General features: G+C 45.5%; 11 protein-coding genes. 7 read left to right on the forward strand and 4 right to left on the reverse strand.

All coding sequences use genetic code 11. The annotated features are described in order from the left end of the window. A complete protein-coding gene (locus tag BFP72_RS03540; RefSeq protein WP_099597787.1) occupies nucleotides 1–885 on the reverse strand; it encodes a cation diffusion facilitator family transporter in 885 nt (294 codons plus the stop codon). A 256-nt stretch (nucleotides 886–1,141) separates the two neighbouring features. On the opposite strand from BFP72_RS03540, the gene BFP72_RS03545 reads away from it, so the two are divergent. Together BFP72_RS03545 and BFP72_RS03550 are read left to right on the forward strand one after the other, a co-directional pair. Then, complete coding sequence (locus BFP72_RS03545; RefSeq protein WP_143519918.1) at nucleotides 1,142–2,014, forward strand: hypothetical protein; 873 nt, start codon at nucleotides 1,142–1,144, stop codon at nucleotides 2,012–2,014. Then, on the forward strand, nucleotides 2,011–2,880 hold the full coding sequence (locus tag BFP72_RS03550; protein WP_099597789.1) for a hypothetical protein: 870 nt from the start codon (nucleotides 2,011–2,013) through the stop codon (nucleotides 2,878–2,880). Before BFP72_RS03545 ends, BFP72_RS03550 begins: the two co-directional genes overlap by 4 nt. Before the next feature lie 2 nt (nucleotides 2,881–2,882). On the opposite strand, the gene BFP72_RS03555 is transcribed toward BFP72_RS03550, so the two are convergent. Then, the gene (locus tag BFP72_RS03555; protein WP_099597790.1) at nucleotides 2,883–7,910 is read right to left on the reverse strand and encodes a C25 family cysteine peptidase; all 5,028 of its coding nucleotides are present in this window, start codon (nucleotides 7,908–7,910) and stop codon (nucleotides 2,883–2,885) included. Then, nucleotides 7,897–8,973: a PorV/PorQ family protein gene (locus tag BFP72_RS03560; RefSeq protein WP_255397149.1), complete on the reverse strand. Its 1,077-nt coding sequence runs from the start codon at nucleotides 8,971–8,973 to the stop codon at nucleotides 7,897–7,899. Before BFP72_RS03560 ends, BFP72_RS03555 begins: the two co-directional genes overlap by 14 nt. A gap of 345 nt (nucleotides 8,974–9,318) precedes the next feature. Here BFP72_RS03560 and BFP72_RS03565 point away from each other — a divergent pair, with 345 nt between their 5' ends. The 5 genes from BFP72_RS03565 to BFP72_RS03585 all read left to right on the forward strand — a co-directional run bounded on the left by BFP72_RS03565 (nucleotide 9,319) and on the right by BFP72_RS03585 (nucleotide 14,729). Then, nucleotides 9,319–9,654, forward strand: coding sequence for a PadR family transcriptional regulator (locus BFP72_RS03565; protein ID WP_099600674.1), 336 nt, complete (start codon nucleotides 9,319–9,321; stop codon nucleotides 9,652–9,654). Nucleotides 9,655–9,709: 55 nt separating this feature from the next. Continuing rightward, nucleotides 9,710–12,250: a GIN domain-containing protein gene (locus tag BFP72_RS03570; protein ID WP_099597791.1), complete on the forward strand. Its 2,541-nt coding sequence runs from the start codon at nucleotides 9,710–9,712 to the stop codon at nucleotides 12,248–12,250. A 129-nt stretch (nucleotides 12,251–12,379) separates the two neighbouring features. Beyond that, nucleotides 12,380–13,012 (forward strand): RNA polymerase sigma factor, encoded by a 633-nt coding sequence (locus BFP72_RS03575; RefSeq protein ID WP_255397150.1) that lies wholly within the window; start codon nucleotides 12,380–12,382, stop codon nucleotides 13,010–13,012. Then, nucleotides 13,002–13,643 carry a hypothetical protein gene (locus tag BFP72_RS03580; RefSeq protein ID WP_143519919.1) on the forward strand — a complete coding sequence of 214 codons (642 nt, stop codon included), beginning with the start codon at nucleotides 13,002–13,004 and terminating at the stop codon, nucleotides 13,641–13,643. The genes BFP72_RS03575 and BFP72_RS03580 overlap by 11 nt, the downstream gene beginning before the upstream one ends. Before the next feature lie 6 nt (nucleotides 13,644–13,649). Then, a complete protein-coding gene (locus BFP72_RS03585; RefSeq protein WP_099597793.1) occupies nucleotides 13,650–14,729 on the forward strand; it encodes a hypothetical protein in 1,080 nt (359 codons plus the stop codon). Between the two features lie 86 nt (nucleotides 14,730–14,815). Here BFP72_RS03585 and BFP72_RS03590 read toward each other — a convergent pair whose 3' ends face one another. Further along, entirely contained in the window at nucleotides 14,816–15,418 is a 603-nt protein-coding gene (locus BFP72_RS03590; RefSeq protein ID WP_099597794.1) for a superoxide dismutase, read from the reverse strand. Nucleotides 15,419–15,450: the final 32 nt, after the last annotated feature.

Consider the following 15,450-nt stretch of genomic DNA (forward strand, 5'->3'; position numbering starts at 1 on the left):
TTAGCGATGAGGGTCTATGGTCGTATAGCATTCGTTCGCAAGCTCTAGTTCGATGGTTGCATGATGTATCGTCTGTTCTTCCAAAATTTGCCGTGCATGTTGTTTGATCTCTTTGCGGCGAACAAAGGAGTCTTCTTCGGCTAGTACCAAGTGTAATGTGACGATATGGTACTCTCCATCCATGCTCCAAGTGTGTAGGTCATGGATGTCAGTAACTTCAGGTATATCTAAGAGTTTCGTTTTGAGTTCATCTACATTGACATTGGATGGAGTACCTTGTAGGATGATTTTGAAACTTGCATTTAGGTTTTTGAAGACATTGATGAGTATGTATGCCGTAATTAATATCGAAAGGATTGGATCCAAAATCGGTACGTCAAAAAATGTCATGACTAGACTTCCGATCAATACGGCGATCCAACCGAGTACATCTTCCATGAGGTGAAGGGAGACGACGCGTTCGTTCATGGATTTTCCTTTTCTGGTTTTGACTACCGCTGCGCCATTGACCAATACGCCTAAAACTGCCAACCATATCATTCCAGTAGTGTCTGGTTGTTCGGGGTGTAGGAGTCTTGGGATGGTTTTGGAGAGGATGAAAACCGAACCGATCAGCAGCACGGTAGAATTGATGATGGCGCTCAGTACCGAAAAGCGTTTGTAGCCGTATGAGTATCTTTTGGTGCGGCCCTTGTGAGATAGTTTTTGAAAGTACCAAGACGATAGCAGACTGATGGAGTCCCCTAGATCATGAATGGCATCCGATATGATGGCTACACTGTTGACATAGTAGCCTCCTATGAATTCAATGATTGTGAATGCCAGGTTGAGAAAAAAAGCTGTTTTGATGTTTTGTACATCATCATGAGGGGGGTGATCGTGCATTGGGTATTAGCGTCTAAAGCGAGTTACTAAAATAGTGAAAGTCAGTAGTTCAATTTTAGAAAAATATATTTTTAGTATGTATATTGGCTACCTAGCAACATTAGGAAAGTCAGATTGGCTATGGAGTGTGTTTGAGAAAAGGGAGAGTGAAGCATATGTTTTTGCTCACGTTTTGATTCCTCATATAGTCTTATCCGATCCTCTACTACCCCCAAATAGAGAGAATTATTTTTGGACCAAGCCAATTAAGCAGTTGATGATTGATGTCAAACAGTACTCCTTAGAAAGAAGTGTACTTGTGGTGATTTGTCTCGCATGCCTGATCAAGGTGTTGCATGGGATGATGGTGATCTATTCTTCGGAGTTGAGTACCACGATGGGCTTGCTTTACCTCGTGTTGAGTGGCGTGCTTTGCTTTACATTGGTCTGTACGTTTGTCGTGGAACGGATCAACTATATCAGTGTTCCCCTGAGTGTTTTTTTGTTGGTGGTGATGTCAATGCTTTGGATTTATACGGGAGGATTGGTGGCGATCTCTGAGTTTAGTTTTATGGCTGTGATGGTCATCATTGGGATGATCAACCGAGGGATATGGGTGATCGTTTTGACGGGCCTGGCTTGTATGGCTCAGCTGGTACTCGTGTATGTATGGTACTTCCAATTTGATCTTATTTCTGAGATGGTCTTGCCTTACATTTACAATGTTCGATTTTTTCAAGTGACGCTATTTGTCGTAGCGACAAGTTTCATTTACATGACCTACAGGTATGGTATAGAAACCGAAAAACAGCTGCAGCGTGAAGAGGAATTGTCCCAAGGTATTGAAGATCTAGAGATCGAAAATGTGCGCCTAGAAGAGCAAGAGCAGGAATTGTCACGCATGAATAAACTCCTCGAGAGAAAGGTGTCTGATCGTAGTAGCGAACTGAGTGGTAGCAATCAATCCATTCGTGACTATCTAGAGGTGAGCAGTCATGAAATCACACCAGGTGTACAAAGGTTGACTAGATTGATCGATGAGATGAATTCGGAGCATGAGCTGTATGGATTGCTACAGCAGTCTGTGGTGGAGTTGTCTCGTGCTGTCCAATCCAATAAGGTGAAGAAAGGGAAAACCAAGTCGAAGTGAAGGATTTTTTCAATTCTAAATATCGAATCCCTTATGATGATACATACTATGGCTTTCTGTTGTGGGGGAGTGTGTTGTTTTTTTTGATACGATCCATTTGGTCCATTGTCGAAGGGGAGTCGATCGATGTGATGATGGTGTACTCCGTGGTTTTTATGGTCTCGACGATTTCGTTGATGATGTATTACTCGAGAGTGCTCAAGGTCTATTCTTATCATTTGTATGCAGGGATGTCGTTGGTGGCTTTTGGTTTGCTTTGGCAATTGCATGATGGGGTCAATGGAGCCTATTCTTATTTGTTTTTCACGTTGATTGCAATTTATGCCGTGATTTTGCCGGGGAAATCTAAGATGATCTACGGTGTAGTGTTGTCGTTGGAATGTTTGGTGCTTAGTGAATTTTCTGTTCCTACTCCTGAACAAGTGGACGAAGGAGTGGTCATCAGTTATGTGATCAATATGGTTTTGATTGCAGTGACTGTCATCTATCTCAAGAGGTTTTATGACCAACGAAGAACCCTTTATTACCAACACAATTCGGAGCTCGATCAGGTCAATGAGACGGTACTTGCACGGAGGATGAAACTCCTCCATCAAAGAAATGAAATAGAAGTCATCAAGCGTGATCTTCAGCAAACGGTCGAAAAGAATACGGTCGATCTCAAGCGAAAAAATGCAGAATTGTCAAGAATCGCGTACAGCAACGCACATCATCTCAGAGCCCCTTTGACGAATATATTGGCTATCGTGGATTTGATGAGTCAAGAGACAGAGAAAGGAGAGGAGGCTCAACAATTGGCTAAGATTGCGCGGGAATCGACTATACTGGATCAATCCTTAAGGAAAGTAAATGAATTGCTGGATTAGACCTATCTCAAAATATACATTTTGCCAAAGCCGTTTTTGAAGCCTTTGTCGCCAGCTGTTTTTCTATGTTTGAAATCTTCCCCAGGGTTTTTGATGAGGATGCGATAGAGATATACTCCGTTGGCCAATAGGTCTCCGTAATTGTCCCGGCCATCCCACGCGTAGTTGGAGAGGTTGTTGCCAATATTGATCGGACCGAGCTCATCCATGAATATCTCTTTGACTACTCTCCCTGTCACGGTCATGATTTGAATTTTGAGATCCTCCGGGTAAGTATCTCCTGTGAGCGTGAAAACAAAGCGTGTTTGCAAAGAGAAAGGGTTCGGATAGGGATAAAAATTGGTAATGGTCGATTCGTTGATGACTTCAAAGTTGATTTCGTAGGGGTGAACGCCTGACGCATTGCCCGAGGCGTCGGATGCTTGTACTCGTAGACCATAGAGACCATCACTCATTTTGTCAGGACTGTAGTCAATGATGAAATCCTGATCATCCGTCGCAGGTTGCCAATTGACTGCAGCACTGCTGAAAGGAACTCGCACATAATCACAGCCTTCGCAGGGAGATTTGACATAGAAGTTGATCCCCAATGTGTCTTCTTTGTGGAGGTATTGGTTTTCATCAGTCATCGATATTTGGATTTTGGGATTGGGGGAGACGATGTCTCCGTCCATGATTTTTATTCCATCAAATAGCACGTCGAGTGTGGGGTTGTACTCATCTCCACTCACGTCCATGTAGTCTGCGATGCGGAGGGTGTTGTTGGCGGTATAGATTTCGTATTGGTCTGTGGTGTTGACTTCTACCACTAGATCACTTTTTCCAGTATTGTTAAGGGTTTGTAGTTCTAGCTCAAATTGAGCGGAATCGCCTCCTTCCAAAGCAGCTATGAGTACCGAGTCTTCGGTGGATTTAGATAGTGTGCTATTGAGCAATTTGAACCGCACCTTGATCGAATCGGAAAACGTCTTGTTGGAGATGTTCCAAAAGGTATAAGAGGCTGTGTGCTCTTCTCCTTCATCTAAGGCTAAATTGGATTCCTGAGTGTGTGTGAGGAGGACTCCTTCGGGAGAGCTCTCGTAGTTGACCATCCATCCTTTCAATTGTGGGGGGGAGAAATCTACCTTGTCACTCAGCTCTAGGTCGAGACGTAGGTAGGGGTATAGACTTGCATTGATACTGCTCAAGTCATAGCTGAGATCGACGGAGTTGCCAGCTAGTAGTGTTTCATTGCCAGTAGGTGTTATGCCGTAGATCCGTAGGGTATGTATGTCATCTGCAGGGTTGCTAGAATCTTCGAGATTTAGACTCACGGAATTCCATGTTTTGGCAGGTCCAATCTTGTTGGTAGAGATGTCTCCTGTGTCGTAGCTACCAATGACATCATCTGGCATCACGAGTGTCGCTTGATTGGCAGGTGTAGTAGTGGCCAATATTTCTATGGCAGGCTGACCTGTATTCTTTGATCCCAAAAAGATAAAGGGATCATCTGTAGTCAGGTTGTCCAGGGTAGTTCGTGGTATACCCAGTGATTCTAGTGCGGTCTTGAATGCATCCGTCCACAGTGAATAGTCCAAAGTGCCTAATGAAAACACGAGTGCTTTGTCCCCATCAGAGAGGGCATTGATGTAGTCTATGGGGGTGACCGCTCCAGTATAATTGGATTCTTTGAAGTTGAAAATATACTCGGGCAGTACACCACAGATGAGTGGGTTTAGTTCTGGTGCAGTAGTGAATGTGATGGGGCTAAAGGGGGCTGAGGATTGCCGTTGGAATGCCAAGAAATTGATGGTGTTGTTTTCGCAATGGGCATAGGTGTGTGTGGAATTGGTGGTGAAGTAATTGCGGCCTTCGAGTAGGACTTTGGTGTCACTGAATGTATTGGTGGGGTTTTGTGAACCGTAGGTTTCTACATAAAGATCAAGTTGGGTAGTGACAAAATCCCAAACGTCGTTTTGTAAGGTGAGTCCTGTGAGGTTGGACTGTGAGAGTTGTCCGTCACTGACCTGAGCCCAGCCTTCACTTGCTCCTGGTTGATAACTAAACGAACTAGTGACCCATTCGTCATTCTCGTCTGGTAGTGGGTCAGAGAACCGTGTGCGCCAATAAAATACCGTTTCGTTGGGGATGGCTCCTTTGGAATTTAGGTCAACGGATATTTGTCCGACTACTTTGGCACTCATCGACTGTGTGCTGAAGTAGGGGCTGTTGAAAGTACTGACTGTGTCGATTTGGAAATCAAAAGATCGCTCTGTAGAGAAGATGTCGCTCGTTTGGAAAAAGAAGGTGATCGTGGGGTCCGTCTGAATGCTAAAGTCGGTCGGTAGAAGGTTGAGTGTGCTTCCTTTGGTGAGGAATAGATCAATAGAGGCAGTATTGTTGGTCTCGTTGAGTTCGTCTACTTCTCCAAAAGGATCAACTTCAACGCGCAGGGTGTTTTGGCCCGCCGCGTTGGTGATCTGGTTGTCGATCGTGAAAGCAAGTGTGTCTTGGCGCAAGGTTGGGTTATATACGATGGGGCCATAGGTCAAGCTTGTACCGTCAGCGAGTGTTCGGATGACTTGTAGGGTCATCGGTGTGTCATCATAGATGCCGAAGTTTTTGATGTTGAATTCGATTTGGAATGAATCAATGGTGGCGAGGAGCTGTTCGTTGTTGAAGGTCTTGATGCTGATCAGGTTGTCATCGAGAGCATAGTCAGCCTTGTTTGCACCGAAGACTTTGGCGGCAGGATCTCCTTGTAGGTTGGTGAGTTGCACTTGTGCTAGATTGGCTTCACTGGTGCCGTAATCGGCGAGATAACGCTTGCCTGTTTCTGCTTTGATTTGGCCTACGCCAAGACTAGAAAATTCAGAGTGATTGAAGGCGAGGGTGTAAAACTCGTCGGTGAAACGCTTGAGGTTGCTAGGAAAGGCGAGGTAGCTGTTGGCCATGAAAGCTGATGCACCTAGGTCTGGAGTCAATATCCAATCTACTCCAAAGGACTCGTTTTCACTGAAAAAATCTCCTGCAAAACAGCCGTTGACCAAAAAGGTAGGGTACTTCCCCTTGTTGTCATAGCCAAACGATGGGTCGGATACTAGTCCAATTTCGATATCTGTGACAAAGCCACTGGAGTGCCCAAAAAACGTAACCATCATGGCTCCATCGTTGATTTCATCAGAAATATTGATCAGCTCAACACTGCTATTATTGTTTTTGGAGATTTGTGCGGTTTCTCCTCCAAGGATGGTGTCTGCGGCGATTTGAGCAAACCCGTTGATGTAGGTTTTGAAGGTCTTGAGTTCCTGTTCGGAGTTTCCTCCACTTAGGTGGATGAGGTTTTTCTTTCGGAGGTTGTCGTAGGGGAGGCTTTCTTCTTCTATCATCTTGTCGAGATAGGCTTGGACATGATCTGGCTCTGTAGCGTTGATGCGCCCCGTGGCGATGGTTTCGTACCCTGCGCCACCGTCTAGCCCAGTCGAAAATTCGGCATCACCTCCTGGGTAGCCAAAGGTAGGTACGAGATGTCGTACGGTTGCAGTATTGGGGTCTTGTCGGTAGTAACTTGCTTGGACATTCGAGCTTTTTCCGATAAGGAAAAGAAACTCTGGAGCCCCTTGGTCATACATGTACTCACAAAATCGTCGGATGGCGAGGGGAGAAGGTAATCCGTAATTGAATTGATCAAATACCATGTCTATGTCGAGGGCAAGTACTTGGTGTCCTCCACCTGCCAAGGTTTCACGATAGCTGCTATAGGCAGCAATCTGATCAGGTTGTCCGTCTGAGGTGTTGGCGTGGAGGTTGGAATGAGAAATGATCAAGTAGTTGTATTGGCTGGGGTCAAAGTTGCGGAAGGAGGTCGCCTGAATCTGCCCCACTGTTTTGTAACCCGACTGGGCGTATAGTGAACGATCGATGTCTGTATTGGGTATGATGGCATTGAACTCCGACACGAATTCATTGAGGCCGATTTGTACGGGATCGGATGGAGTAGTGATGTCATAGAGGAGGATGTTGGTGAGTGAATTTTGTACTTCGATGTAGGACTTGCCTTGGGTGCTTGTAGGGAGGAGTAGGTGGTGCTCAGAGCTGTTGTTGAAATCAAAGCCTTTGCTGTATAAGACTTTGGTATACGCCATGGCTACTCGATCTCCTGCGCCATTGACGCCTTTGATACTGGCTTGGATGTAGAGGTCTCCTGCTGCCGAGATATCAGTCCATTGTAGCGGTTGATTGATTAGATAGTTCTCGTCTTTGTTGAAGCTGGCTGTCTCGATGAGGCGTAGACTGGTGGAGTTGGGGCCTACGTAGACATCAACTTCATGTGCATTGTTGTTGCCGCCGGAGAGTAGCATCTCTATACTTGGCGTATAGCCCCCCTGCACCACAGGGGTCAATCCTGTCAATGTGTGAGTGATGGATTGATTTTGACGGTAGAAAGTACCCGTCCATCCTTCGTAAAAGTCATAACTACCTAGAATCGTTTCGTTCGTGAACCCATAGCTCTGTCCTTCGTAATAGGTGTTGGAAAACACGTTGCGCTTTTCTTCGATGTAGTAGCTTTCGGTAGGTAATCCGTCGATATTATTTTCTGAGAATTCGGTAATTCGCTTGCCAAAATTCAAGTCCAATCGATAGGTCAGGAAGTATGCCGAAGAGTCTGAGAAGAGGTTGTAATACGTGTGAGGTTGCGCACTGGGATCGACATAGAGAGGGGTGTCCGTGGTGCCGTCATTTTTTTGTCCATAGAAGGCAATGTAATCTCCAGAGTTGAAAACCCCGTCTTGTTGACCTTCGACCCATAGGGCTATTTCTTGGCCCAAGTGATACATTTGGAACTTACGAGGATCGATACTGCCTACAGGGATGCCTGCCGCTGCGAGTTGGGCGCGCGTGAGTTGATAGATGCCGTCTTCGGCGATTGTTATTTTGAAGTAGCTCTGGTTGTGGTTGATCCATTCATTGCCATAGGGTTGTGCTAGCACAGAGTGACAGGTCAGTGCTACGGCCAGCAATATCAGTAGGTGTAGCTTATTTTTTGTCATTGAACCTGGCTTTTAATGATAATACATGTGAATAGGGGGACTCTGCTTGATCTCCAATGTCTGTCAGTGCATAGTCGATGCTGAAACTGGTCAATTGCACTCCTACTCCAAAATTGGGTTGGAAGATGGTCGTGTACGAACGGTCAAAGTTTTGAATTTCTTGAAACTGTCCGACTCCAAAACGAACGAAGAAGCGGTCGACATAAGCGATTTCTATCCCCGCTCTTGGGTCAAGTGATAAGCTTTCGGATTTGATGACGGTATTGCGTTTGCCATCTAGGGTCATCTCTAGATCGAGAGACCATAGTATACTGAATCGCTCTTTGATGTCTAGCAGATAGCTGGCACCCAATAGAGCTCGAGGCAAGGTGATTTCGATGGAGTTTTCGGGAATGGTGTTGCCTGTCTGCGTGTAGATGTCTGCAATCATCGAAGTGTTGTGGCTCCAGGTGTTATATGTACCTGTGATATCCTTGAGCATGAGTCCTAGGTGGACGTTTTTGAGTTTTTTTTGAAAACCTACATCGAGACCGTAACCCCATGCCGAAGCAAAACTACCTGCACTGCGATAGATGATTTTGGCATTGACTCCAGCTTGCAAACCGCCGAGTACCTTGAGTTTTCTTGCGTAGGAGAACAAAAAGGCATAGTCAGCGGACGAAAAAAACTTGATGTTGTCGTAGTTGAGTGCGCCGTTGGCATCATAAAGGTAGCGGGTGTCGGGGATGTCATCGATTCCGAGTCGGATAGCTGATAGACCGAGTGTGCTGAGGCTGTCGATGCGTGTTGAGAAGGCGGCATAATCGTAGTTGGCAATCCCTGCGAAATACTGTGCATGCATGAGAGAGGCGTTGTACTGATCTACTTGACGGTTGAGTCCAGCGGGATTCCAGTAACCAGCGGTGACGTCATCTGACACTGAGGTATAGGCACCACTCATTGCGAGGGCTCTAGCATCTACTCCGATGGCCAAAAATTCATTGCTGTATTTGGGAGTATTGGTCTGTGCCAGCACCTCCAGTGTAGCCCACCAAAACACAAAAAACAGTAGCGTATATTTCAAATTGAAACGTTAAGAGTAACCCTAGCAAAGGTAGATACATTGTGCTGATTGGTCAATACAAAGTGTATATCAAGATGGGACATGTAATGGCAATTCATGATTTTTTATTGATTTATTCCGAGTTTTTATTTGATTATTTCAAGTAATGTAAGAAAAAGTGAAGTTTTCTCACCCAGTACTGGGCTATGCAAGGTACTTTTCCGTACAGAATAATATCCAATGAAAAAAATGCCAGACTGGCAAGACGAACTTGAATTCTAAAACTATGATTTCATTATTAATTATTCTGTTGGTATTCTTGGTGTATACACTGGGGTGATAGCAATGGAGCAAAAGAGAAAGAGTATGAAGATAGAGAATACACAAGTCCAAATGAGAAAGGGTATCCTCGAGTACTGTGTTTTGAAAATCATATCACGAGGCGAGGTATACGCATCAGATATGATCGAGGAGTTGACCTCCGCCAAAATCATGGTGGTGGAAGGTACGCTCTATCCTTTGTTGACACGATTGAGAAAAGCGGGGCTTGTAGACTACAAATGGGTGGAGTCAAATTCGGGACCGCCGCGTAAGTATTACACGATTACCTCGGAGGGGGTAGAGTTTCTCGGACACTTGGACGAGACATGGAAGCAGTTGGTTGCTTCTACAAAGAAAATATCGACCAACAAGGCTTCGTGATGAAGCGGATCAGCGATGGATACAGTCATAACCAGTCGAACAAAATGAAAGGACAATGAAAAAGAATATCAGTATAAATATAAGTGGAATCATATTTCACATCGAGGAGGATGGATATTCCAGCCTCAAATCCTATCTCGAAACAATCAATCGATACTTCTCCAGTTATGAAGATAGTCTTGAGATTATCTCAGACATAGAGAGCCGTATTGCCGAGATTTTTTTGACCAAACTCAGTGATGGCAAGCAAGTCATTACGCTTGAGGATGTAGAAGCTCTCATCCAAACAATGGGGACTATTGCAGATTTTGATGCGATCGAATCTGACGATGACTCTGCTTCTAATACGAGTCAGCGTACCTCTACCGAAGATGAGTCAGCATACGAAGCAGACGAAAGATCAAAAGAACAAAGTGGGGGAGCCGATGATTTGGGAAAGAAACGCCTGTTTAGAGACGAGCGTCGCAAAGTCCTCGGAGGAGTGGCAGCAGGGGTAGCTTATTTTTTCTCCATTGACCCACTTTGGGTTCGTTTGCTGATGGTTGCGCTACTGATCAATTTATTCAATTTTGGGTTTAGCGGGGGTGTTTTCTTGACTTACCTTGTGCTTTGGATTGTCATTCCTGTGTCGTCTACATTGGGTGATGAAGAGAGTGTCAAGAAGATGTTTCGGAACCCAGAAAACCAAGTGGTTGGCGGGATCGCATCAGGGATTGCAGCGTATTTCGGTATAGATGTCACGGTCGTACGCTTGCTTTTTGTCTTGTCAATCTTTTTGGGTGGTTCGGGGGTCATATTGTACATCATCCTCTGGATGATCACTCCAGTCGCCAAGACGATCACCGAAAAGATGCAGATGCAAGGAGAGCCTGTGACGCTTTCCAATATACAAAACACAGTGACGCGTAGTTTAAAGAACAAAGAGGGGGAAGAAAGTGCTTTCGCTAAGGTTTTATTATTCCCGTTTCGTGTTGTGTCGGAACTGTTTCGAGTCCTAGCCAAACTGATAGGCCCTTTGTCCAAGTTGATTGTCAATATAGTGCGAGTTTTTGTAGGTATTGTGATCGTATTGCTAGGGTTGGTGTCGATGGTAGGTTTGCTGGCTGCTGCGGGCGTTTTCATTGGTCTGTTTGCTGGGAGTTCGGATATATTGACCATGGATGTGTTGCCATTGGAAATTCTGCCACAGAGTTTTTCTCCTTGGGCCTACGTGGCAGTGTTGATCGTGTCTTTCATGCCCGTATTGATGGTGACTCTGCTAGGCGTTTCATTGCTGGCCAAGCGTCTAGTGATCAGTGCGGCGATCGGCTGGGCTGTTTTGGGGGTGTGGTTGATCGGGGTAGTCATGGCGCTATTTACTATACCCAATGTTATCTATAGCTTCAAAGAAGAAGGCGAGTACAAGGAGGAGTTGGTATTTGAAATCAACCCCGAAGAGCCGTTGATTTTACTGCTTTCGGAAGAACAGGTCAGTTATTTGCGAGCCCCGAGCCTCTTTCTGAAAGAGAGTAGAGATACGCTGGTCCACTTGCGAATGACCAAAGTAGGACGGGGCAAATCCAGAGCGGAAGCTATTCAAAACTCAAAAATGATAACTTATGGCGTGAGCCAAGATGGAAATGAACTGACTTTTGATTCGCGTTTTATGTTTGCCAAAGAGGCCAAGTTTAGGGGACAGAAAATCGAGATGACACTCTATGTTCCCTATGGAAAGGTGTTTGTGATGGATGATGAAATGAGGGAAGTATTGAACTGGAGTTTCCTTCGCTCAGGGTTCAACTACTATGATGTCAATGAAAGCAACGAATGGGTATTTGTGGAAGACGGATTGAAGTGTGTCACGTGTGAGGCAGATGACCAAGAGGAACGTGAAAATGCAATCGAAAAGGGAGTACATGATGAGAAGGAGATCGAACGAAAAGTCGAGTCAGAGCTCCATCGTCAAGGGGATGAGAATTCGATGGTTTTTGATTTGGAAGGCTTTGATAGGGTAGAGGTGCATGGTGTGTATCGAGTGTTTATCGAGCAGAGTGATGCCTATCATGTCATGGTGCGTGGTAGTGACGAGATGAAGCGCAACGTAGTGGTCAAGCAATATGATCGTATTCTTGAAGTCAATATGATTGACAAAAAATGGGGTTTGCTAAAGGATGTAAACATGGAGGATAAACCAGAGCTCTACATCACGATGCCTGCGCTCAAGGGGATCGAATCATCGGGGTTATGTGAGATCAGTGTAGATCGCTATGATGTAGACGAGTTTGAGGTCGACTTGTCTGGTGCTGCAATATGTACCCTGCACTTGGATGCTCAGGAGCTGGATGTGGAGCTATCCGGAGCTGCGGTGCTGGAGCTAGGAGGCAGAGCAGATTATATGAGTGTAGACCTGTCTGGAGCTTCGACACTCAAGGGGTACGATATGGAAGCCAAGTCCTTGGATGTGTCTGCCAAAGGAGCTTCTGCAGGCAAAGTCCGAGCGATAGAGAGATTGGAGGTTGAGGTTTCTGGTATCAGTAATGTTCGTTACCAGGGAGATCCCAAAAACAAAAGATTTGACGAAAGCGGCATGGGACATGTCAAGCGGTCTTTCGACTAAAGGTTAGAATTCAAGTGAGTGACCCGAGCCAAAACGTTGGTTCGGGTTTTTGTGTTCTTAGGAGTTGTAGATTTCTAACTAATTTTCAAATCATGATGCAACCCTTGGGTGAGAATCTCCATCTTGCTTATGAAGATATCCGAAATCAGGAATAAAATATACAGAACCAACGGAACCATGACTGCTGATCAACAAATCACATATACCGAAGCACAGCTTGTTGCTCTTTGCAAGAAGAACGATAAGAGAGCCCAGAGGTTGATGTTTGAGCAAGAATCAAAGATCATGCTGACGGTCTGTCGTCGATACATCGGAGATGATCATACCGCAGAGGAATTGATGCTGATTGGCTTCATGAAGGTGTTTGATAAGATGCACCAATTCAAGTCTGAGGGGAGTTTGCAGGGGTGGATTCGAAGGGTGATGGTGACGACATGCCTTGAGTGGATTCGAAAGAATAAGGCACTCTACATGGAAGTAGAACTCGAAAATGTCGAATCTGAGATAGATGCTATACAAGCAGCCAATACGTTGGAGTCCGCGGATTTACTAGCTATGGTGATGGAGTTGCCTCAGGGATATCGGACGATATTCAATATGTATGCCATCGAGGGTTATTCGCACCCAGAGATTGCGGCGCAATTGGGGATTTCGATCAATACCTCCAAGTCGCAGCTCAGTAGAGCAAGAAAACTGCTACAAGACAAGATATCTAAGAGTGAAAAATATGTAACGCAAAACAGAATGGATCATGGGAGCTGATAGAATAGATGAGGTATTCAAATCTGGATTGTCACAGATGTCGACAGAGGTACAAGCCGATAGCTGGTCCAAGTTGGAAATGATGTTGGACAACCGGTCCGTTCGTCGTAGGCCTATAGTGATGTGGCAAGTGGCTGCTTCTCTGGTTGTGCTGTTGATATCTGCGGTGGTTTACTTCGCCGTGGTGACGGATGATCAACTGGCTTTTGAGCATGGATTAGAAGAGCTTCGGCCCAAAACTGTCGTATCAAGCCAGATAGTGCCTCTCCAACCAGCGCAAGTACGTTTGGTTCCTGTGGTGGTGAATCCACCCGTTGCACAGCAGGTAGTAGCAAGTGTCCCAAAGCGGGTACAGATGGAGCCACAGCGGGTAGAGGCCAAATCGCTTGACACGCCGATGATCGAGGAATCAGAGACTGTAGCGAAGGTGCCTGTCAAGATAACTTACAAGCGCAGCGCAGACTCTACACCAGAGGATATGCCGATAGTGAGTAAAAGCAAGGTGAAAGAACTGATTCATCAGGCGCAAGAGCTAGAAGCGGGTAATGTATGGGCGGATATACGTGAAGCCAAAAATAAAGCCCTTCAGAATCCTTTCGGTTTGCAAAAGGAACGTCAAAAACTAAAATAATCAATCATGAAAAAGATCAACACATTACTGTGCATGGGACTACTATGTCTTAGCATGACAGCTATGGCTAATGGACCACATAGCGCCAAGGAAGATACAGTCATCATAGAATTCGGAAAGAATAGCAGGGTAGTCATCATCACACAGACAGCGGAGGACATGAGGAAACTCGCAACATTGGACATCAATCAGATGATCAGTGACCTCAACTCTAGTTTGGACAGTGGGCAAGTGGCACTGGAGATCATTATAGAGGATTCAACTGGTGCAGTGTATCAGCGGGACACTGTAGAGCGCCAAGAAGGGGGGCTAGTGTATTATGGAGAGAGCAGTACCACAGATAGCAACTGGAAGGAAAGTGAATGGGAAGATCCAGATGAGGAGAGCGAGAAGGAGATCTCTTGGGAGGATTTTTGGGATTCGGATGATGACGAGTACAAACGTACAAGAGGGGCCTTTGAGATCGAGATAGGGATGAATAATTGGCTAGAGAAAGGGAAGTTTCCGGACGCCAACGGGGAGCTGTATAGTATCAAGCCATGGGGGTCATGGTATTTTGGGTTGGGGCATACCAATCGTACGCATGTCACCGGACCACTGTTGATCAATTGGGGAGCTGGCGTGTCCTGGTATACTTGGAAACTAGAAAATACTAACGTACGCATCATCAAAGATCCAGATGCGACTGTCTTCGTTGAAGATCCTAATGTCAACGGGACCAAGAGTAAACTGTCCGCCACGTTCATCAATGCGACACTCGTGCCGATGTTGGATTTTGGTTACTCGAAAGAGGAAAATCAATATGGATCGTTTCGTAAGTATAGCCAAAAAGGCTTCCGGATTGGACTCGGAGGATATATGGGGTACCGCATAGACAGTTGGACCAAGTTTGTTTATAAGGACAACGGGGACAAGCAGAAAGACAAAACGAAGAGCAATTATTTTATGAATGGCTTCCGCTATGGAGTTAGGGGACAGATGGGGTTCAGAGGGATGGACATGTTTGTCAACTACGACCTCAACAACGTGTTTGCCGAGGATCGAGGACCAGAGCTCAATGGGCTTAGCTTTGGGATTATTCTATGACCCTGTTTTGCTGATGCCGAGGTACAAAAAAAATCCCTGCTTGGGTTGGTATCAAGCAGGGATTTGTCGTTTATGGCGCGTACTGTTTATTTAGCAGCAGCGAATCTTTTGTTTACTTCGTCCCAATTGATCACGTTGAAAAACGCAGAGATGTAATCAGGTCTTCTGTTTTGGTAGTTCAAGTAGTAGGCGTGCTCCCATACATCCAATCCAAGGATAGGGGTACCGTCACATCCAGCTACTGGCATCAATGGGTTGTCCTGATTAGCAGTCGAGCAAACTTCTAGTTTGCCGTCTTTGACGCACAACCATGCCCATCCTGATCCGAATCTTGTCGCTGCAGCAGCGGCAAATTTCTCCTTGAATGCATCGTATGAACCGAATGCAGCGTCGATTGCAGCAGCTACATCACCTGTAGGGTTGCCGCCACCGTTTGGGCTCATGATCGTCCAAAACAAAGTGTGGTTGAAGTGACCCCCACCATTGTTTCTTACAGCAGCATTGTCACTGTGGTTTTTGACCAATTCGTCGATGGATTTGCTTTCTAGCTCAGTGCCAGCGATCGCATCGTTGAGTTTGCTGATGTATGCCGCGTGGTGTTTGCCGTGATGGATCTCCATTGTCGCTTTGTCAATGTTTGGTTCCAATGCGTCATGTGCGTATGGTAAAGATGGTAATTCGAAAGCCATGATTATTTCGTTTTATGTTTGAAAAATATTTA

This window comes from Reichenbachiella sp. 5M10 (assembly GCF_002742335.1).
GTDB lineage: Bacteria > Bacteroidota > Bacteroidia > Cytophagales > Cyclobacteriaceae > Reichenbachiella.

Excerpts from the sequence above, each read along its gene's own strand:
- BFP72_RS03540 (WP_099597787.1), bottom strand. The coding sequence starts at position 885 with ATGCACGATCACCCCCCTCATGATGATGTACAAAACATCAAAACAGCT.
- BFP72_RS03545 (WP_143519918.1), top strand. The coding sequence starts at position 1,142 with ATGATTGATGTCAAACAGTACTCCTTAGAAAGAAGTGTACTTGTGGTG.
- BFP72_RS03555 (WP_099597790.1), bottom strand. The coding sequence starts at position 7,910 with ATGACAAAAAATAAGCTACACCTACTGATATTGCTGGCCGTAGCACTG.
- BFP72_RS03565 (WP_099600674.1), top strand. The coding sequence starts at position 9,319 with ATGAAGATAGAGAATACACAAGTCCAAATGAGAAAGGGTATCCTCGAG.
- BFP72_RS03570 (WP_099597791.1), top strand. The coding sequence starts at position 9,710 with ATGAAAAAGAATATCAGTATAAATATAAGTGGAATCATATTTCACATC.
- BFP72_RS03575 (WP_255397150.1), top strand. The coding sequence starts at position 12,380 with ATGAAGATATCCGAAATCAGGAATAAAATATACAGAACCAACGGAACC.
- BFP72_RS03580 (WP_143519919.1), top strand. The coding sequence starts at position 13,002 with ATGGGAGCTGATAGAATAGATGAGGTATTCAAATCTGGATTGTCACAG.
- BFP72_RS03585 (WP_099597793.1), top strand. The coding sequence starts at position 13,650 with ATGAAAAAGATCAACACATTACTGTGCATGGGACTACTATGTCTTAGC.
- BFP72_RS03590 (WP_099597794.1), bottom strand. The coding sequence starts at position 15,418 with ATGGCTTTCGAATTACCATCTTTACCATACGCACATGACGCATTGGAA.